This window comes from Mesoterricola sp. MK458 (assembly GCF_055384935.1).
In genome coordinates this window covers 4,187,108-4,205,667 of record NZ_AP045075.1, presented here as the reverse complement: position 1 = coordinate 4,205,667, position 18,560 = coordinate 4,187,108, and the positions used below count along the sequence as shown (strand labels likewise).

The 18,560-nt window shown below is 69.5% G+C and carries 15 protein-coding genes and 2 tRNA genes; 12 read left to right on the top strand and 5 right to left on the bottom strand.

Features of this window, described 5'->3' with window-relative positions:
• Positions 1 to 14 precede the first annotated feature (14 nt).
• From ACZ5LB_RS18450 to ACZ5LB_RS18435, 4 genes are all read left to right on the top strand, one after another.
• The gene (locus tag ACZ5LB_RS18450) at positions 15 to 986 is read left to right on the top strand and encodes a 2-hydroxyacid dehydrogenase (protein WP_464603667.1); all 972 of its coding nucleotides are present in this window, start codon (positions 15 to 17) and stop codon (positions 984 to 986) included.
• Between the two features lie 258 nt (positions 987 to 1,244).
• The gene (locus ACZ5LB_RS18445; protein ID WP_464603666.1) at positions 1,245 to 3,395 is read left to right on the top strand and encodes a TonB-dependent receptor; all 2,151 of its coding nucleotides are present in this window, start codon (positions 1,245 to 1,247) and stop codon (positions 3,393 to 3,395) included.
• 11 nt (positions 3,396 to 3,406) lie between these two features.
• Positions 3,407 to 4,087, top strand: a complete 681-nt coding sequence (locus tag ACZ5LB_RS18440) for a Fe2+-dependent dioxygenase (protein ID WP_464603665.1) — start codon at positions 3,407 to 3,409, stop codon at positions 4,085 to 4,087.
• A 2-nt stretch (positions 4,088 to 4,089) separates the two neighbouring features.
• Positions 4,090 to 5,241 carry a PepSY-associated TM helix domain-containing protein gene (locus ACZ5LB_RS18435; protein ID WP_464606334.1) on the top strand — a complete coding sequence of 384 codons (1,152 nt, stop codon included), beginning with the start codon at positions 4,090 to 4,092 and terminating at the stop codon, positions 5,239 to 5,241.
• On the opposite strand, the gene ACZ5LB_RS18430 is transcribed toward ACZ5LB_RS18435, so the two are convergent.
• Positions 5,228 to 6,118 (bottom strand): response regulator, encoded by an 891-nt coding sequence (locus ACZ5LB_RS18430; protein WP_464603664.1) that lies wholly within the window; start codon positions 6,116 to 6,118, stop codon positions 5,228 to 5,230. The two genes, ACZ5LB_RS18435 and ACZ5LB_RS18430, sit on opposite strands and share 14 nt — an antisense overlap.
• A gap of 155 nt (positions 6,119 to 6,273) precedes the next feature.
• On the opposite strand from ACZ5LB_RS18430, the gene ACZ5LB_RS18425 reads away from it, so the two are divergent.
• Both ACZ5LB_RS18425 and ACZ5LB_RS18420 read left to right on the top strand, forming a co-directional pair.
• Positions 6,274 to 7,161: an SDR family oxidoreductase gene (locus tag ACZ5LB_RS18425; protein ID WP_464603663.1), complete on the top strand. Its 888-nt coding sequence runs from the start codon at positions 6,274 to 6,276 to the stop codon at positions 7,159 to 7,161.
• 96 nt (positions 7,162 to 7,257) lie between these two features.
• Positions 7,258 to 7,887, top strand: a complete 630-nt coding sequence (locus ACZ5LB_RS18420) for a dihydrofolate reductase family protein (protein WP_464603662.1) — start codon at positions 7,258 to 7,260, stop codon at positions 7,885 to 7,887.
• Between the two features lie 77 nt (positions 7,888 to 7,964).
• Here the strand turns inward: ACZ5LB_RS18420 and ACZ5LB_RS18415 are convergent.
• A tRNA-Ser gene (locus ACZ5LB_RS18415) sits at positions 7,965 to 8,055 on the bottom strand.
• Positions 8,056 to 8,263: 208 nt separating this feature from the next.
• Between ACZ5LB_RS18415 and ACZ5LB_RS18410 the strand changes: the two genes are divergently transcribed.
• The 4 genes from ACZ5LB_RS18410 (at position 8,264) to ACZ5LB_RS18395 (ending at position 11,320) form a co-directional block, all read left to right on the top strand.
• Positions 8,264 to 8,761, top strand: a complete 498-nt coding sequence (locus tag ACZ5LB_RS18410; RefSeq protein ID WP_464603661.1) for a roadblock/LC7 domain-containing protein — start codon at positions 8,264 to 8,266, stop codon at positions 8,759 to 8,761.
• A gap of 26 nt (positions 8,762 to 8,787) precedes the next feature.
• Positions 8,788 to 9,372 carry a GTP-binding protein gene (locus ACZ5LB_RS18405; protein ID WP_464603660.1) on the top strand — a complete coding sequence of 195 codons (585 nt, stop codon included), beginning with the start codon at positions 8,788 to 8,790 and terminating at the stop codon, positions 9,370 to 9,372.
• A 38-nt stretch (positions 9,373 to 9,410) separates the two neighbouring features.
• Positions 9,411 to 9,485 (top strand) — tRNA-Asn (locus tag ACZ5LB_RS18400).
• A 425-nt stretch (positions 9,486 to 9,910) separates the two neighbouring features.
• Complete coding sequence (locus ACZ5LB_RS18395) at positions 9,911 to 11,320, top strand: AGE family epimerase/isomerase (RefSeq protein WP_464603659.1); 1,410 nt, start codon at positions 9,911 to 9,913, stop codon at positions 11,318 to 11,320.
• Here the strand turns inward: ACZ5LB_RS18395 and ACZ5LB_RS18390 are convergent.
• Together ACZ5LB_RS18390 and ACZ5LB_RS18385 are read right to left on the bottom strand one after the other, a co-directional pair.
• On the bottom strand, positions 11,317 to 12,978 hold the full coding sequence (locus tag ACZ5LB_RS18390; protein ID WP_464603658.1) for a methyl-accepting chemotaxis protein: 1,662 nt from the start codon (positions 12,976 to 12,978) through the stop codon (positions 11,317 to 11,319). The genes ACZ5LB_RS18395 and ACZ5LB_RS18390 overlap by 4 nt on opposite strands.
• Positions 12,979 to 13,137: 159 nt before the next feature.
• A complete protein-coding gene (locus ACZ5LB_RS18385) occupies positions 13,138 to 14,394 on the bottom strand; it encodes a class II D-tagatose-bisphosphate aldolase non-catalytic subunit (RefSeq protein ID WP_464603657.1) in 1,257 nt (418 codons plus the stop codon).
• Between the two features lie 125 nt (positions 14,395 to 14,519).
• Between ACZ5LB_RS18385 and ACZ5LB_RS18380 the strand changes: the two genes are divergently transcribed.
• Entirely contained in the window at positions 14,520 to 15,095 is a 576-nt protein-coding gene (locus tag ACZ5LB_RS18380; protein WP_464603656.1) for a hypothetical protein, read from the top strand.
• A gap of 156 nt (positions 15,096 to 15,251) precedes the next feature.
• Complete coding sequence (locus tag ACZ5LB_RS18375) at positions 15,252 to 16,694, top strand: putative bifunctional diguanylate cyclase/phosphodiesterase (protein WP_464603655.1); 1,443 nt, start codon at positions 15,252 to 15,254, stop codon at positions 16,692 to 16,694.
• 128 nt (positions 16,695 to 16,822) lie between these two features.
• Here the strand turns inward: ACZ5LB_RS18375 and ACZ5LB_RS18370 are convergent, their stop codons facing one another.
• Positions 16,823 to 18,508, bottom strand: coding sequence for a mucoidy inhibitor MuiA family protein (locus tag ACZ5LB_RS18370; RefSeq protein WP_464603654.1), 1,686 nt, complete (start codon positions 18,506 to 18,508; stop codon positions 16,823 to 16,825).
• Positions 18,509 to 18,560 lie beyond the last annotated feature (52 nt).

Genomic DNA, 18,560 nt, shown 5'->3' with positions numbered 1-18,560 from the left:
AAAAGGAGTCCGCCATGGCAAGCGTCTACGTCACCCGCATGCTCCCCCCGGAACCCCTCGACGCCCTGCGCCGGTGCCACGCCGTGGAGGTCAACCCCCACGACCGGGCGCTGACCCGGGAGGAATTGCTGGGGGCGGTGCGCGGACGCGACGCGGTCATCACCCTGCTCACCGACACCATCGACGGGCCGGTCCTGGACGCCGCGGGGCCCCGCTGCCGGATCTTCGCCAATTTCGCCGTGGGGTTCGACAACTTCGACGTGGACGCCGCCACGGCGCGGGGCGTGATCCTCACCAACACCCCGGGGGTGCTGGACGAGGCCACCGCCACCCACGCCTGGGCCCTCCTGCTGGCCACCGCCCGCCGCATCCCCGAGACCGACCGCTTCCTGCGTTCCGGGGCGTGGACGGGCTGGGGACCCCTGCAGTTCCTGGGCCGGGACGTGGACCGCACGACCCTGGGCGTGGCCGGCCTGGGCCGCATCGGCAGGGCGTTCGCGGCCAAGGCCGCCGCCTTCGACATGCGGGTGATCTACCATGACCTCCACCCCTCCCCGGACTTCGAGCGGGCCTGCGGCGCCACGTTCGTGGACAAGGCCACCCTGCTCCGGGAGTCCGACTTCCTCTCCCTGCACCTGCCGCTGCTGCCCTCCACCCGCCACTTCATCGGCGCGGCCGAGCTGGCCGCCATGAAGCCCACCGCCATCCTCATCAACACCGGCCGCGGCCCGCTGGTGGACGAGAAGGCCCTGGTGGCCGCCCTGCGGGACCACGTGATCTGGGGCGCGGGCCTGGACGTCTTCGAGGCGGAACCGCGCCTGGCGCCCGGCCTGGATGGGCTGGAGAACGTGGTCATCGTGCCCCACACGGCCTCGGCCACGTTCCGGACCCGGCAGGCCATGGGCATGACCGCCGTGGACAACGTCCTGCGCGTCCTGGCGGGGGATCCCCCCCTGACCTGCATCAATCCGGCCGTCCTCCCCTAGGAAGGGGCCTTCGAGCTCAATGTTTTCAACGAACCTCGTGCATTTCTCGGGGCGAATGCATGTCAAAACACAATTTTCCAGGCCAACCCATTGCGATAGCGTCTCATTCTCAGTTATGATCCCTGGAACGCCCCAGGAACCCCGTGACGCTGCCCTCCCCCGATGAATCCGCCCTGAAGCCGGTGAACCTCCCGCACATGCCTGTCTGACCCTTCGCTCAGGCCGCCTGACGCCCCTCAACCCCCCAAAGGAGTCCCCGTGTCGACCCTCGCGCCCTCACTGGCCCTCGGCCTATTCGCCCTGCCCGCCATCGCCCAGCAAGCCCCCGCCGAAAAGCCGGAAACCGTCCTCCCGGAGGTGAAGGTCCGGGGGGGGAAGACCTACAAGCCGCAGGATTCCGCCTCCCCCAAGCAGGCCTCGGCGCTCATGGACACGCCCCAGTCCATCACCGTCGTCCCCCAGGCGGTGCTCCAGGACCAGGGCGTCACCACCCTGCGCGACGCCCTGCGCAACGTGGCCGGCATCAGCCTGGCCGCGGGCGAAGGCGGGGCCCAGGGCGACAGCCTGACCCTGCGCGGCTTCCCGGCCCGCAACGACCTCTTCCTGGACGGCATGCGCGACTTCGGAAGCTACTACCGGGACTCCTTCAACCTCGAGACGGTGGAGGTCATCAAGGGCGCGTCCTCCGTGCTCTTCGGCCGGGGCTCCACGGGCGGGACCGTCAACCAGCTCAGCAAGACCGCCCGGCTCCGGAGCGCCAACGGCCTCACCCTCATGGGGGGCACCGACCACACCCGCCGCCTCACGGGGGATTTCAACTCGGCCCTGGGGGAGCATTCCGCCTTCCGGGTGAACGTGCTCTCCCACGCGTCCAACGTGGCCGGACGGGACGTGGCCCAGGACCGGCGCACGGGCTTCGCGCCCACGCTCTCCTTCGGCCTGCGCACGCCCACGGTGGTGACCGTGAGCTACCTCCACCAGGCCGAGAACAACGTGCCCGACTACGGCCTGCCATGGTTCTTCGACCGCCCCGCGGACGTGGACCGGTCCAACTACTACGGGTTCAAGGACGCCAACCGCCTCGTCACCACCGTGGACGTGTTCACGGCGCGCATCGAGCACCAGGTGGGTGACACCCTCACGATCCGGGACCAGGTGCGCCACGGCCGCTACGCGCGCGACGTGCAGATCACGGAAGCGCGCATGCCCGCGGGCCTGACGCCGGCCACGCCGCTTTCCTCCATCAGCGTCACCCGGGGCCAGATCACCGCGGAAAGCGCCGAGACGTTCCTCCAGAACCAGCTGGACCTCACCTTCAGGCAGGCCTCCGGAGCCTTCAGCCACACGCTCGTGACGGGCCTGGAGGCCTCGCGGGAGGGCTCCCGCCCCGTGCGCCCCACGATCACCTTCGCGGGCGCCAACGGAACCACCAGCCTCGTCGATCCCGACCCGGGCGCCCCCTACCTCCCCTCCGGGATCTCCTCCACCTCCTACACCACCACGGGGGCCAGGAGCCTGGGGTTCTACGCCCTGGAAACGGTGAAATGGGGCGAGACCTGGGAATTCCTCGGGGGGTTCCGGTGGGACCGCTTCGCCGCCGAGTTCGACCAGACCGTCGCCGCCGCCGTCCCATCCGCCTCGTCCTTCGACCACACCGACACCATGCTCAGCTGGCGCGCGGGGGTCGTCTTCAAGCCGCTTCCCAACGGCAGCGTCTACCTCTCGTACGGCACCTCCTTCAACCCCTCGGCCGAGGCCCTCGCCCTCTCCGCCAGCACCGCCGACGTGGATCCCGAGAAGAACCGCAACCTGGAGGTGGGCACCAAGTGGGACCTGGCGGGGGGACGCCTTTCCCTGAGCGGGGCCCTCTACCGGCTCGAGAAGACCAACGCGAGGGTGCCCGACCCGACCCCGGGCTCCATCTCCAACGTCCTGGGCGGCAACCAGCGGGTCCAGGGCTTCGAACTCGGCCTGGCGGGCCGGATCGGCGAGCGCTGGCAGGTGTTTTCCGGCTACGCCTTCGCCGACAGCGAGGTGGTCAGGACCACCGCCGCCCACACCCAGGGCAACCCCCTGGCCAACGCCCCGCGGCACACCTTCAGCCTGTGGACCACCTACGCCCCCGCCGCCGCGGTGGAGGTCGGCGCGGGCCTCCAGGGCGTCTCGCGCCGGGTGGCCAACAGCACCGGGATCGAATACGGCGCCGGGTCGGGCATCTGGAAGCTCAAGGAGGCCGACGGCTACGTGAAGGTGGACCTCATGGCCAAGGTGCGGTTGACCGGCAAGGTGGATCTCCAGGTGAACCTGCTCAACGCCACCAACACGGCCTACTGGGACCTCCTGCACCCCAGCCACGTGGTGCCCGGGGCCACCCGGACCCTGCTGGTCGGCTTGAACGCGAAGTTCTAGGAGGCGCCGCCATGCTCATCGACATTCCGCAGGTGCTCGACGCCGCCGAGGTCCTCCACTTCCGTCAGCTCCTGGCGGAGGCGGACTGGGTGGACGGCCGGGTGACGGCGGGCCACCAGTCCGCGCAGGTGAAGGCCAACCTGCAGCTGCCCGAGGACAGCGCGACCGCCCGGGACCTGGGCGGCCTCATCCTGGGCCGGCTGGAGGGGAACCCGCTCTTCCTCAGCGCCGCGCTGCCGGCCCGGGTCTTCCCGCCCCTCTTCAACCGCTACGCCGCCGGCATGGGATTCGGGAACCACGTGGACAACGCCATCCGCACCCTTCCGGGCCAGGCGGCCCGTATCCGCACGGACCTCTCGGCCACCCTGTTCCTTTCCGCCCCCGAGGACTACGACGGCGGGGAGCTGCTCGTGGAGGACACCTTCGGCGTCCATTCCGTGAAGCTGCCGGCGGGCCACCTGGTCCTGTACCCCTCCGGCAGCCTCCACCGGGTGGCGCCCGTGACCCGCGGGGAGCGCCTGGCCTCCTTCTTCTGGATCCAGAGCATGGTGCGCGACGACGCCCGGCGGACCCTGCTCCTGGACCTGGACACGGCCGTGCAGGGCGTCCGGGGCGAGCTCCCCGCGCATCCATCCCTGCTCACGCTCACGTCCTGCTATCACAACCTCCTGCGCATGTGGGGTGAACCTTGACGATGCGCAAAGCGATCTTCTGGATCCACCTCGCCGCGGGCCTCGTGGCGGGGCTGGTGGTGGCCGTCATGGCCTTCACGGGGGCCGCCCTGGCCTTCGAGCACGAGTTGGTGGACTGGGCGGAACGGGACCTGCGAAGGGTGGCCGTTCCCGCTCATGCCGTCCGCATGGACCTGGAGACCCTGAAGGGGCGGCTGCGGGAGGCCGAGCCTTCCGTGCGGAACCCGGCCGTGACGGTGTTCCGGGATCCGGCGGCGGCCGTGGTCTTCACCGAAGGGCGCGACAGGGCCTGGTTCCTGGACCCCTACACCGGGGAAGTGAGGCGGCCCGCCACCCGCCGCATGCACGCGCTCATGGAAGCCATGACGGACGCGCACCGGTGGCTGGCCCTGGGCGGGAACCTCCGGTCCGCCGGCAAGGCCGTCACCGGCGCCAGCAACGTCGCCTTCCTCCTGCTCTGCCTCACCGGCGCCGTGTTGTGGTGGCCCCGGAAATGGAGCTGGGCGAACCTGAGGCGCCTTTCCCTGCCGGCCCTGGGCCCCGGCGGGAAGGCCCGGGACTTCAACTGGCACGCCAGCGTGGGCCTGTGGACGGTGCCGGTCCTGACCGTCCTGACGGTGACCGCCGTGCCCATTTCCTACCGGTGGGCCTCCGACGCCGTCTTCCGCGCCGCGGGGGAGGTCCCGCCCCCCGCGCCTGGCGCGGGCGCCGCGCGGCCGCCCCTCGCGCAACCCGCCCCCCGCGCGCGGCCGGTCCCCCTGGATGCCGTGTTGGCCCGCGCGGAAAAGGAGGTCCCCGGGTGGCTGCAGGTGGGTATCCGGACCGGAGGGGGGCGCCCCGCCCCCAGCGAAACCGCCGGTCCCCCGCCGATCACCGTGACCCTGCGGGAAGCCTCCCCGTGGCCCCGAACGGCGACCACCAGCCTGACCGTCCATCCCTCCACGGGCGACCTGCTCAGCCGCACCGCATTCCAGGATCTGAGTCCGGGCCGGCGGATCCGGACCTGGATGCGCTTCCTCCACACGGGACAGGCCCTCGGGGCGTGGGGTCAGCTGGTGGCGGGCCTGGCCTGCGTGGGCGCCCTCCTCCTGGTCTACACCGGGGTCGCCTTGAGCTGCCGGCGGTTCTTCCCGTCCCGCCTCAACGGTGCCTGATCTCCGCCACCACGCAGTTCCCGTTGCCGCTGTACGCCACCCGGTCGAAGGCCTCCCACCGGGCCAGGAGGATCCCCCGCCCGTGGCTGTCGGACATCCGGCTGGCGTCGACCCCCTCGTAGGCCCGCCAGTCGAAGCCTTCGCCCATGTCCTGGATGCGGATGCGGGTGACGGCCTCCGTGCGCGTCAGCGAAACCACCACCTGGCGGTCCCGGAACTCCGGAAGCTCCAGGCGCCGCGCGATCTCGCCGGCCCAGGCCTGCCGGGCGATGAGATCGGTCTTCTCCTGGTAGGTGATGCCCAGGTTGCCGTGCTCCACGGCGTTGACCAGCAGTTCCAGGATCCCCGTCACCGTGCGCCGGGGGTCCGGGAAGGCCTTGGCCAGGAGCGTGGCCAGGTCGCCGCACGCATCGAGGGTTCGGAGGTGGAACACGCCCCGGCGCACCAGGCCCATGGCCGAACGGATGCTGTCGAGCTCCGCGTAGAGCTTTTTCCGGGTCTCGAATTCCCGCACCGCCGACCCCACCACCTGCGCCACCATCCGCGGGTCCAGCGGCTTCACGAGGTAGTGCAGCGCGCCGGCCCTTAGGCCCTCCCGGATGTCCTCGTCGCTGTCCATGGCCGTCTCGAGCACCACCGGTATGTCCTGGAGGCCCGGCGTGGCCTTCATGTGCTTGAGCACCTGGAGGCCGTCCATGCCCGGCATCATGCGGTCCAGCAGCACCGTCGCGAAGCCCGGGTTGCCCGCGAGGCGGTCCAGGGCCGCGAGCCCGTCGCCGGCCAGGGTGATGTGGTAGCCTTCCCGCGCCAGGGTTCCCTTGAGCAGCGTCGCGGTGAGGTCGTCGTCTTCCACGATCAGGATCTTCGGACGGGGCATGGGCTTCTCCGGGGCGCGGCCGGCACGGTCGTGGAGCCGGATCCATCATCGCAGAGGTTGCCCCTTCGCCGGGACCCTCCGGAACCGGAATCCCGGTGGCCTCACCCAGGATCATCCGGTTCCGGGACGCGGACCCGGGCGCGAAGGAGGATGTCATGCAGGCAAACGATTCCGCCACCCCTGATCCGGGCCGCCCCGCCCCTCCGTTCCCGCCCCAGCCCCAGGAGCCGCCCGGCGCGGAGGGTCCCCTGCGTCCCAGGGCCGACCACGGGACCGCCACCTACGTGGGCCACGGCCGCCTCACGGGAAAGGCCGCGCTCATCACCGGCGGGGACAGCGGCATCGGCAAGGCCGTGGCCATCGCCTTCGCCCGGGAGGGGGCCGACGTCCTCCTCTCCTTCCTGGACGGGGAGGAGGAAGACGCGGTGGACACCGCCCATTGGATCCACGAAACCGGGCGCAAGGCAGTGCTGGTCCCCGGGGACATCGGCCGGCCCTCCCACTGCCGCGAACTGGTGCGCAGGGCGGTGGAGGCCTTCGGCGGAATCGACATCCTCGTGAACAACGCCGCGACCCAGACCGCCTACCCCGACCTGGAATCCATCCCCGAGGAGGCCTTCGAGGCGACCTTCCGCACCAACCTGTTCAGCATGTTCTACCTGGTGAAGGCGGCCCTGCCCCACCTGCGCCCGCGCGCCTCCATCATCAACACCGCCTCCATCGAGGCCTTCCTTCCCCAGCCCGCCCTGCTCCCCTATTCCTCCACCAAGGGCGCCATCGTCACCTTCACGAAGGCCCTGGCCGGGTCCCTGGCGGAGCGGGGCATCCGGGTCAACGCCGTGGCCCCCGGCCCGGTGTGGACGCCCCTGATCCCGTCCTCCTTCCCGGAGGCGAAGGTGGCCGGCTTCGGCACCTCCACCCCCATGGGCCGGCCCGCCCAGCCCGCCGAGCTCGCCCCCATCTACGTCCTCCTCGCGTCCGACGAGGCCAGCTTCATGTCCGGCGGGATCCATGAGGTCACCGGGGGACGGCCGTTGACCTGAACCCGGCCCCGGACGTCCTCGGATCGATGCCAGACGCATGGGATCAGGCAGGCCCGGGGGTGCTAATCTCGGGTCCGACCAACCGGAAGGTGAATCATGGGCAACGTATTCATCAGCATCGGACTGACCCTCGATGGCTTCCTGGCGCCGGAAGGCATGACCATGGACGACCCCGGGCACAGGAACTGGGGGGCCAAATGGGGTGCGTTGATGGCCTGGATCATCAACCAGCAGTACTTCCGCGACAAGCTCAAGCTCGGCCCCGGGGGCGAGACGGGCCCCGTGAACGACCGGGTCCGCCAAACCTTCGAGCGCACCGGAGCCAACATCATGGGCAAGCGCATGTTCGACCAGGGCGAGGCCAGCTGGCCTGAGGAGGCCCCGTTCCACACCCCGGTGTACGTCCTGACCCACACGAAACGGGACCCGTGGGTCCGGCCCGGCGGAACGACCTTCCATTTCATCCCTGATGGACCGGAGCGCGCGCTGGCGCTGGCGCGGGAGGCCGCCGGGGACCGGGATGTCCGCATTTCAGGGGGCGCGAAGGTCATCCAGCAGTACCTGAACCTCGGTGTCATTGATGAGATGGAAATAGCCTTGGCCCCCGTGTTCTTCGGGGCCGGCAGGCGGCTCTTCGAGAACCTGGACGAGCCCGCGCCGCAGTTCCGCATCGAGAGCGTTCTCAATGGTTCGTTCGCGACGCACCTGCGATACGTACGCCTTTAGGAAGACCCAGCCCCGTGCCCCGGCCAGACCTGTAAAAAAAGAAGCCCTTGAATTTTTCAAGGGCTTCTTCGTGTTTCTGGCGGAGAGTGGGGGATTCGAACCCCCGATAGGCTTTTGACCTATACACGATTTCCAATCGTGCTCCTTAAACCACTCGGACAACTCTCCTGCGGGGTTTCCTGCTTGCGCGGGACTTGACAGGCTACCACGGAGCGGGCCCGGAACCAACCCTGGAATGTGCCGGGGGCGCTCCCGGGGTCCGATTATTCATTAATCGACTCTTTTGGCGGCCTCCGCCCTCCCGGAAGGTGCCGGTTCCCTGGCCTTGCTTGGAAGTGCGGTATGCTCTCCTGAACGCAATACGCTGGGAGGTCGTGTGGCCAAGCTTGATCTGGTCATGTTTGAGGAAGAATACAAGCAGCTGCAGGAGATCATCGGGCGTCTCCAGGTGGACTCCAGCAGCAAGGTCGTCTTCCTCGTCGACAAGAACGGACAGCAGATCGCCGCCAGCGGCGACGTGCGGAGCATCGACGCCACCAGCCTCGCCTCCCTCACCGCCGGCAACGTCGCCGCCACGGACGGACTCGCCAAGCTGATCGGGGAAAAGGAGTTCAGCCTGCTCTTCCACGAGGGGGAGAAGGATAATCTGCACATCTCCATCGTGGGCAAGCGGGGCATCCTGGTGGTGATCTTCGACCAGACCTCGAGCCTCGCCCTGGTGCGGCTGCGGGTCAAGAAATCCAGCCGGGAGCTCGCGGAGATCTTCGAGAAGGTCGAGCAGCGGGCCCAGGCCACGGCCGACGAATCCACCAACTTTGAAAGCCCCTTCTCCGAGATCACGGACGAGGACATCGACAAACTTTTCGGCGACTGACCCAGGACCCCCCTCGGACAACCACGATGACATTCATCAATTACGCCTCCCGGGAGATCAACTGCAAGATCGTCTACTACGGTCCGGGTCTCTGCGGCAAGACGACGAACATCCAGTGGATCCATGAGCAGGCCAACCCCGAGAAGCGGGGCAAGCTGGTGAGCCTGGCCACCGAGACCGACCGGACCCTCTTCTTCGACTTCCTGCCCCTGGACATGGGGATGGTCAAGGGCTTCAAGGTCCGCTTCCACCTGTACACCGTGCCGGGCCAGGTCTTCTACGACGCCTCCCGCAAGCTCATCCTCCGGGGCTGCGACGGCGTGATCTTCGTCGCCGACAGCCAGCGGCCCCGGCTGGAAGCCAACATCGAATCCATCGCCAACCTCGCCACCAACCTCAAGGACAACGGCTTCGACATCCGCAACATCCCCTACGTCCTCCAGCTCAACAAGCGCGACATGCCCACCGCCGCGCCCCTGGGGGAGATGGAGGACCTGCTGCGGTTCCGGGGCGAGCCCATGATCGAGGCCGTGGCCAGCAAGGGCCAGGGCGTCATCGAGACCCTGAAGGCCTGCGCGAGGCAGATCCTGATGGAGCTACAGAGGAGTTGATTCCTGGCTGGGATTCTGTAAAATCAAGTTTCACGCTTTCCGGCGTAGCTCAGTGGTAGAGCAATCGGCTGTTAACCGATGGGTCGGGGGTTCAAATCCCTCCGCCGGAGCCAAAAAAACGGGCCCTTCGGGCCCTTTTTTTTGGCTCCGGCGGAGGGATTTGAATCACAGAATTGCTGGCAGGTAGGCGCAGGCAAGGACAGCCCGGGGGGCTGTCATTGCCGATCAGCGCCGTGCCAGCAATTCGTGCGGGAGGCCGCCTTAACCCGATGAATCCTCCCCGGGGGCCGACCTTTGGGCCCTTTTTTTTGGCTCCGGCGGAGGGATTTGAATCACAGAATTGCTGGCAGGTAGGCGCCGGCAAGGACAGCCCGGGGGGCTGTCATTGCCGATCAGCGCCGTGCCAGCAATTCGTGCGGGAGGCCGCCTCAACCCGATGAATCCTCCCCAGGGGCCGACCTTTGGGCCCTTTTTTTGGCTCCGGCGGAGAGATTTGGAGTCAGGCATACTGGGTGCGTTCCCCTTCCCCAGGTGCCCCATGCTGCGTCGCCTCCTCCTCCATTCCCTGTCCGCGGTCCTGGTGGCTGCGGTCCCGGGCCAGCGCTGGCTGGACCACTTCAACCAGGACCTGCTCCCCTTCTGGAACGTGCCCGCGGCCTGGGGGACGCCCCGGGGGGACTTCCCCACCTACCGGTGCAACGACGGGAACCTCTTCAACCCGGAGGCCCCCTGCCCCGAGATCGCCGACGCCCCTGGGTGGATCAAGGCCAGCGCCGGCCTGGAATTCACCCGCATGAAGTCCCGGCAGACCTACTTCTACGGCGCGGCCTACCACCTCACGGGCGACCCGGCCATGCTGGCCCTGGCCCGGGACGGCGTGCGGTTCCTGCGCGCCAGGGCCCTGGACAAGGACACGGGCAGCGCCGTCACCTACTGGGACAAAGGCGTCCCCGGCCCCGCCACGCTGGAGCGCACCACCCAGGACCTGGCCTACGCGGAACTGGGCATGGCGATGTACTACTACCTCACCCGGGATCCCGAGGTGCTGGCCGACATCGTGCGCCTGAAGGACCACATCTTCACGCAGTACTGGGACAAGGACTGGGGGATGCTCCGCTGGGCCGCCAAGGGCCCCGCGGAGGAGACCGGCCGCAAGGAGCTGGTGGCGCAGCTGGACCAGGTGAACGCCTACATGCTGCTCCTGGCGCCCATCCTCCCGGAGCCCCTGCGCACCCAGTGGAAGGGCGACCTGGTGAAGCTGGCCCGGGTGATGGTGGAGAAGTACCACGCCCCCGACAAGCACCTCTTCTGGGGCACGCTCCACGAACCCAGGGCCCTGGGCACCCGCCACACCGACTTCGGGCACACCGCCAAGGCCCTGTGGATGATCGGCCGCATCGGGCGGCTCGCGGGGGACGAGGCCCTGGTGCGCTTCGCCGACACCGAGGGCGCCGCCGTCCTGGGCATGGCCCTGCTGCCCGACGGCACCTGGGGCTCCAAGCTGCGCCGGGACGGCTCCGTGGAGGCCTCCAAGGAGTGGTGGATCTACGCGGAACTGGATCAGCTGGCCGAGACCCTGGCCCTGTCCGACCGCAAGTGGGCCAAGCCCCTGGACACCACCGCCGCGTTCTGGCTCACCTCCATGGTCGACCGCAGGCACCACGAAGTGCGGGGCTGGGTCGGGCCCAAGGGCGAGCGCGACGAGGATGCCCCGAAGATCCACCTGTGGAAGAACGGCTACCACTCCGCCGAGCACGCCCTGGTGGGCTACGTCACCTCCCGGGCCCTGGAGGGCAAGCCCGCGACGCTGTACTTCGCACTGCCGGATCCCAAGGCCCAGGTGGACCCCTACTTCTACAGGGGGAAGGCCGGGGCGCGGCGGGTCTCGCCCCTGCCGGGCTTTCCCGGGCTCAGCAAGGTCGAGGTGGGCTTCTCGAAAATCCGCTAGGTCCTGAACTGCCGGGCCAGGGCCGCGAGGCCTTCGGCGGTGTGGGCCAGTTCATCGGAATGGGTGCTGATGGTCTCCACCGTGCTGGACAACTGCACGCTGGCGCTGGCGTTCTCGGTGGCTTTGGCGGCGCTGCGCTCCACCTGGTCGGCCACCTCGGTGCTGGCGGCGGACTGCTCTTCGGCCGAGGCGCTGATCTCCATGGCCATGGACGTCACCTGGCCGATGTGCTCGCGGATGTCCCCCAGGGCGTCCACGGCGCCCTGAACGGTGGCGCGGCCCTGGGTCACGGCCTCGTTGCTCACCTCGATGAGGCTCGCGATCTCCCGGGCGGACTGGGCGCTGCGCTCGGCGAGCTTGCGCACCTCCTCGGCAACCACCGCGAACCCCTTGCCCAGGGAGCCGGCCTTGGCGGCCTCGATGGCGGCGTTGAGGGACAGGAGGTTGGTCTGGCGGGCGATCTCCTGGATCACGCGCACGGCGTGGACGACCTTGGTGGTGGCGTCCTCCACCTGCGCCATGGCAGCCAGGGCCGCCTCGCCGGAGCGGTCCCCGGCCTCGGTGGCCGCCACGGCCTCCACGGCCTGGCGCTGGCTGGCCTTGACGTTGGAGGCCACTTCCTGGATGGAGGCGGACAGCTCGGTCATGGCCGAGGCCATGCGTTCCACCGAGATGCGCTCCTCCTCCGCGTTGCGGGCCAGCTCGCGGCTGGTGGCGGCGATCTGGTGGGTGGCGGCGGAGAAGTTCTCGGCCGTCTCGGTCACGCGCGTGCCGTCGAAGCGGATGCGGTTGACCATGCCCTTGATGTTGGACTGCATGGTGCGAAGCCGGGCCAGGAGGCTGGTGGTGTCCCCCGGGGGCGTCTCCAGCTCCACGCGCAGGTCCCCCTGGGCGATCTGCTGCACCGCGTCGATGGCCGTCTCGGGCTCGCCGCCCAACTGGAGCCGCTGGGCGCGCAGGAGGAGCCAGGCGATGACCACTCCGGCCACGACGACGGCAAGGCCGCCCAGCCCCAGGAGCCAGAGGCCGCCGTCCACCAGGGACGCCACCTCTCCGAGCCCCTTCACGGCGGGGTTGGCCTCCTGGATCCGCCGGACGCCCTCCCCGACCTTCAGGAAGGCGGCCATGTCCAGGCCCATGGCCAGGGCCAGGAGGCCCAGGAGGGCCGCGAACCCCCCGCGCATGCGCCAGCGGGACGTCCAGGAGCGCAGCGGCATCCACGGCTGGGCGGTGGCCTCGGCCATGGATTTGCCGGCGTTGAGAAGTTCATACATCCGCTGGGCCTCGCGGATCTGGGCCCTGGAAGGCCGGCTCCGGATGGAGACGTAGCCCGTCACCTGCCCCCGGTCCATCACCGGCGTGACGCTGGCGTCCACCCAGTAGAAGTCCCCGTTCTTGCAGCGGTTCTTCACGATGCCGAACCAGGGCTTGCCCGCCTTGGCCGTGGCCCACAGGTCGGCGAAGGCCGCCGCCGGCATGAAGGGGTGCCGCACGATGTTGTGGGGCTGGCCCATCATCTCCTCGGCGCTGAATCCGCTCATGCGCACGAACTCGTCGTTCACGTACGTGATCCGGCCCTGGGGGTCCGTCATGGACACGATGAAAGCCCCGTCTTTGAGGTGATGTTCGACGGCGGTGACCGGTTGGTTGTTGCGCATGTTCGGGCCTTGGGGAATCGGGTGGAAATAATTTAATGATTAAAATTGTATAAAATTTGAAACGTCGTGGCTGCATAAAAATCGCCTTAGGCGCCGATTGAACCCAAGGGAGACGTTTTTCATCATTTTTGAATTATTTATTGAGCATTCCAGGCCCGCTCAGGCCTCGTCCCGGCACGCCGCCACATAGTGGCCGAACACCCGGCGCACGGCATGCAGGACGATGGCCCGCCCGTTGGGCTCCAGTTCCCCGTCCAGCACCGCGTCCAGGGCCATGGGCAGGTGCCGGCTCAGGAGCTGGCTCGGCAGAGGCCCGGCCGTGGCGGCCAGAAGGCGTTCCACCTCCGCCTCCACCTCCGGGTCGGTCCAGTAGTAGCGGGAGCGGTCCCGGTAGCTGAAGAGCCGGGTGTAGGACCGGTCAGGGCCGTGGTGGTGGTCCTTCCAGTGGACGGGATCCTTGCGCATGGCGCGGTCCAGCACCACCCGGAGCTCGATGGACGGCCCTCCCCCGTTCAGTTCCCGGGCCACGTCCTCCAGGGCGAAGAGGGCCTCCCGGCAGGCGAAGGTCAGCCAGGGGCCCACCTTGAGGATCCCCGCCCCGTCCTCCACCAGGTCCCGCAGCACGCCGGGGTGCTGGTAGTCGGCGCCGTGGGCCTCGAACATCCAGGGCCTGCGGCCGGCGATGGCCTTGGCCAGGGGCCGGGCCTTCTTGCGGTCGTAGGGGTGCACGGTGGTTTCGCTGAAGGCGACGCCGGGCTGGACCGAAAGGGCCACCACCCGCTCCCAGGCGCCGGCCGCCCCTTCCTGGGCCAGGGCTTCCCGGAACAGGACCAGGGCGCGGTGCACCTCCGGAACGGGGGTGACCCTCGGGCCGGATTCGCCGGGCGCGTCCACCCCCAGCACGTACACCGGCGGGTGGCCGTCCGGGTGTTCGTGCCAGGTCTGCTCGGCCAGCAGGCACAGCGAGGCCGCGCGCCGTGCGGCGGTTTCCGGCGCCACGGCCGTCCCGTCGCCGCCGCAGGCCACGGCCGTGTCCAGGTGGAGCTTCCGGAACCCCGCCGCCACGCAGGCCTGCACCAGCGAGCCCGCCTTGGCCATGGCCTGGGCGGCCGGTTGGACCCGCCAGGGACCCGGGCCCAGCCGGTCGCCGCCGAAGATGAGGCGGGAGGGGTCGAAGCCGGCTTCGGCGGCCAGCCCCAGGACGAAGGTCCGGTAGCCCTCCGGGGTCAGTCCCGTGTAGCCGCCCAGGGGATTCACCTGGTTGCCGGAGGCCTCCACCAGGAGGGGTCCCCCCGCCGACAGGACCTCGTCCATGGCCGCCCGCAGCACCAGGGGATGGGCGGAGCACACCGCGGGAAGGGCCCGGGGCCGGCCCTGCCGCCGACCCTCGCAGAGCTCAAGGAGCCGCTCAGGCACGCGGGCCTCGGGCACGGACCGGCATTTCCGAAGGGCATCTCATCGGGGGGTTCCTCATCTACGAGGTTAACCGCGTCCGGCCCGAAGGGTAGGTCCGGCGGGCCATTCGCAGCTAGAATTCCTGGATGCCACCATCCCCAGTCGATCCACCGAAGGAAGCGGCGGTCATCCACCGCATCCGGGGGTCCAGCTTTCCCATGAGCGTGGCCGCGGCGCGGACCACCCTGGGCGAGGACGCCTGGCGGCAGCTGCTCGCCCAACTTTCCCCCGGGGCCCGGGCGCTGGCGGCGGCGCCGCCGGTCTTCGACGTCTGGATCGACGCCGGCCTGGTGACCGAATGCTGGAACGCGTTCCGGCGGGCCGGCAACCTGGGCCAGGTGCCCGGGGCCCTGGGAGCGGAAACCATCCGGGTGCGCCACCCCATCCCTTTCCGGGGGCCCGCGAGCCTCGTGGAGGCCCTTCCCGCCTTCTGGCGGGGCTCCGTGGAGGGGGGGGTGGTGACCGCCGAATTGACGGGCGCCCAGTCCGCGGTGGTGCGCATCTGGGCCGTCTGGCCGGTGCCCTGGTTCTTCGAATGCCACGTGCCGGCCTGGTTCACCCACGGCCTCCAGATCGCCGGAGCCCACGGGGCCGCCGTGCGCCACATCCCCCCGGCGGATCCCGCCGGCACCCGTCACGAATACCAGCTTCTATGGAGTTGATCGGTGCCTAATAATATGTTCAATTGTTCTTGATCAGCCTTCATTCCCAGGCATGGAGACCCCCCGGCAAGGCCTTCGTTGTCGTGCACAACCCGAGCAGGTCCCCAAGGAGCATCTTTCGTGGCCTCTGTTCAACCCGATCCGGATCCGAATGAAATGCTCCTGAAAGACATGGAAGCTTCGGAACTCGTGGAGCACCTGGCGAAGGCCCGGTCGGAAGTGGCCCAGCTCAAGGCGCAGCTGGAGGGCCTCCGCGACCAGGATCCGCTCACGGGGCTGCCCAACCGCTTCCGCCTGGCGGACCGCACGGGCCAGGCCATCCTCATGGCCCATCGCCAGGGAAACATGGTGGCCGTGCTCTTCATCGAGCTGGACCGCTTCAAGTCCATCAACCAGACGCTGGGCTTCGCGGATTCCGACGACCTGTGCCTGCAGCTCACCCGGCGCATTTCCGTGCTGCTTCGTCCCGGGGACACGCTGGCCCGGGTGGGCAGCGACCAGTTCGCGGTGCTGCTGCCCGAGGTGCGGGATCCCATGGAGCCCCTGCGCATCGCCCAGGGCATCCTGGACGCCCTGTGCATCCCCTACCGCGTCTCCAAGCGCGAGGTGCGGCTCACCGCCAGCATCGGCATCAGCCTGTCGCCCCAGGACGGGGACAACGCCTCCACGCTCCAGAAGGAGGCGGAGAACGCCTGCAACCGCGCCAAGGGCAGCGGCGGCAACGCCATCCAGTGCACCACCCTCACCCTCAGCGAGGCCGCCTTCGAGCGCCAGCAGATGGACGCCTTCCTGGGCGAGTCCCTGGCCAAGAACGAGATGCGGATCTTCTACCAGCCGCAGTTCAACATGGAAGGCCACATCGTGGGCATGGAGGCCCTCCTGCGCTGGCAGCACCCGGTGCTGGGCGCCGTGCCGCCCTCCAAGTTCATCCCCCTGGCCGAGGAGAACCTCTTCATCCACACGCTGGGCGAGTGGGCCCTCAACAACGCCTGCCGCCAGGCCGCGATCTGGCAGGCCCTGAGCCCCCGTCCCATCAAGCTGGCCGTGAACGTCTCGCCGGTCCAGCTGGCCTCCCCCAGGCTGGTGGACTACGTGGCCCGCACCCTGCGGGAATCCAGGCTCTCGCATTCCTGCCTGGAGCTGGAGATCACCGAGAGCAGCCTCCTGAAGAACTCCGACCCGCGCCACACGCCGCTGCACGACCTCAAGGCCCTGGGCGTGCGCATCGGCCTGGACGACTTCGGCACCGGCTACTCGAGCCTGAGCTACCTGCAGCAGCTGCCCATCGACACCCTCAAGATCGACCAGGCCTTCGTGCGCAACATGCACCCCGACCGCCCCGGCGTCATCTCCTCGAACCCCATCGTGCAGACCATCGTGAACCTGGGCAACAACCTGGGCCTGTCCCTGGTGGCCGAGGGCGTGGAGACCCAGGCCCAGAAGGAGACCCTGCACGCCATGGGCTGCCACGCCTTCCAGGGCTACCTCATGGGCCGCCCCATGGAAGCCGCGGCCATGGGCATCCACCTGGAGACGCAGATCAACACCGCGTTCAACGCGCTCCTGGGCCCTTCGATGCAGGACCGCGCGGCGGGGTAGGAGGTTGTGGCGCCCGGAAGCCGGTAGGTGCAACACTTCTCCAACGTCCCCCGCGATGCTCTCCGTTGCTGCCGGCGAAGCCGGCAGCAACGAACGGGGCGAGATGGGGGGACCCGGACCTGCCGGTACTAGCGGGGCAGATGCAGGTCGTCGGCCCCTGTGAGGACGCACCCGGCGGGAATGCGGATCTGGGCGCCCAGGGTGACGGCGCCCTTGGCCCGGGGCTCCACCGCCAGGGTCCAGGCGCGCACGCCCGGCACGGCGGCCTCCCGGGAAGGGGTGGCCTCGGGCAGGGGCGTGATGCGCACCTTGTCGCTGGAGGCGCGCACCTCCCGGTCCAGGAGCTCCACCTGCACCGCCTCGGCGGTGTCGTTGGCGACCTCCATGCGCTCGCGCAGGGTCCACTGGATGTCCTTGGTGAAGGTGCCCACGGCCTCCTTCAGGGCCTCCACCTGGCGCAGCTCCACCCGCACGCCCCGGTAGGGGCCGAACCCGAACTGGAAGGGCGCCCCGGGGGAAGGCATCTCCAGGGCGGTCTGGCCCACCCGCTGGGTGCCCGCGTAGTGCACCACCGCCGCGCCGGGGAAGAGGGGGATCCCCGCGGGGACCGGGAAGCGCGCCACCCGGTGGACCGTGGGATCCAGGCGGGGCGTGGCCACCAGGGCCAGGGCCGGCTCCAGGTCCCGGGCGAGGATGCGGAAGCGGTGGGCCTCGTTGTCCGCGGGAATGTCCTTGGCCCCTTCCAGCGCCCAGGTGGCCGCGATGCCCCGGGCCTCCTCCAGGGGCTGGGCTTCGGTGGCGTCCATGGGGGCGCCCGCCGCCAACACCTCCACCACCGCCGCCGCGGGGGCCTGGAGATACTGGTTCTGGGCGATGCCCGGTGAGAGGCTCGATTTGGCCTTCATCCGCCGCTCCGCCACCTCGATGGCGGGAAGCGCGGAGTCCACGAGCCGGGGCCCGTGGTACTGGGCCAGGGCCAGGCTCCGGCCGCTGCGGGCGTTGGTGATCTCCACCTGCACACGGTTCCAGTCCTCCCCGGTGCCCTGGCGCACGGTGGCGAAGATGGCCAGCTCGAGCTTCCTCCCGTCGGCGGCGAGGCGGGCCTCGTAGGTGGGCACCCAGCCCGCGCCGCGGATGCGGTAGGTGAATTCCACCTCCACCTCTCCGGCCCTGTCGGTGGCCACCTCCACGGTGGCCTGGGCCGGGCTGGCGCTGCGCTCCGCGGCGCGCTTGCGCAGGTCCTCGTCCAGCCTGCGGAAATCCTCCCTGACCTTTTCCAGTTCCCGTCTGCGGCGCCGCTCGCGGGTGAGCACCTCCCCGAACCGGCCCTGGAGGCCCCTGCTGAGCTCCACCACGGGCGCGGCGCCCGGGAGCGCGCCGGTCATGCGCGCGGAGATCTCCTTGTCGTAGGCCGCCTGCAGCCCCGACAGGAAGGCCAGTTCCTTGGTGATGGACTCCCCTTCCGCCTCCAGGACGTCCTGGCGGTCGCGCACCCCCTCCCACTCGGCCTTGAGGGCCTTGTAGTCGGCCGTCTCGGTGACCTTGCGGGTCTCGGCGCCCACCCCCAGGTCGCCCAGGCGCGAGCCCTGGGGACCGGAAGCCGCCACGCGCACGTCGTCCAGCTCCAGACCCTGGGGCAGGTCCCTGAGCAGCAGGCGGTGGACGCCGGCGCCGGCCACCTTCACCCGGCCCACCCGGGTGACCCAGGCCTCGTCGGGGTGGAGCCGCACCTTGCGGATGGGCGCGGTGAGGGGCATGGGGGCTTCCGCAAGGAGGCTCAGGGCAAGACAGGGCAGCAGCCATTCGATTCGCATGTATACCTCGGATTTTGACCAGTCTACCCCACCTCGCGGCCGGAATCGGGCA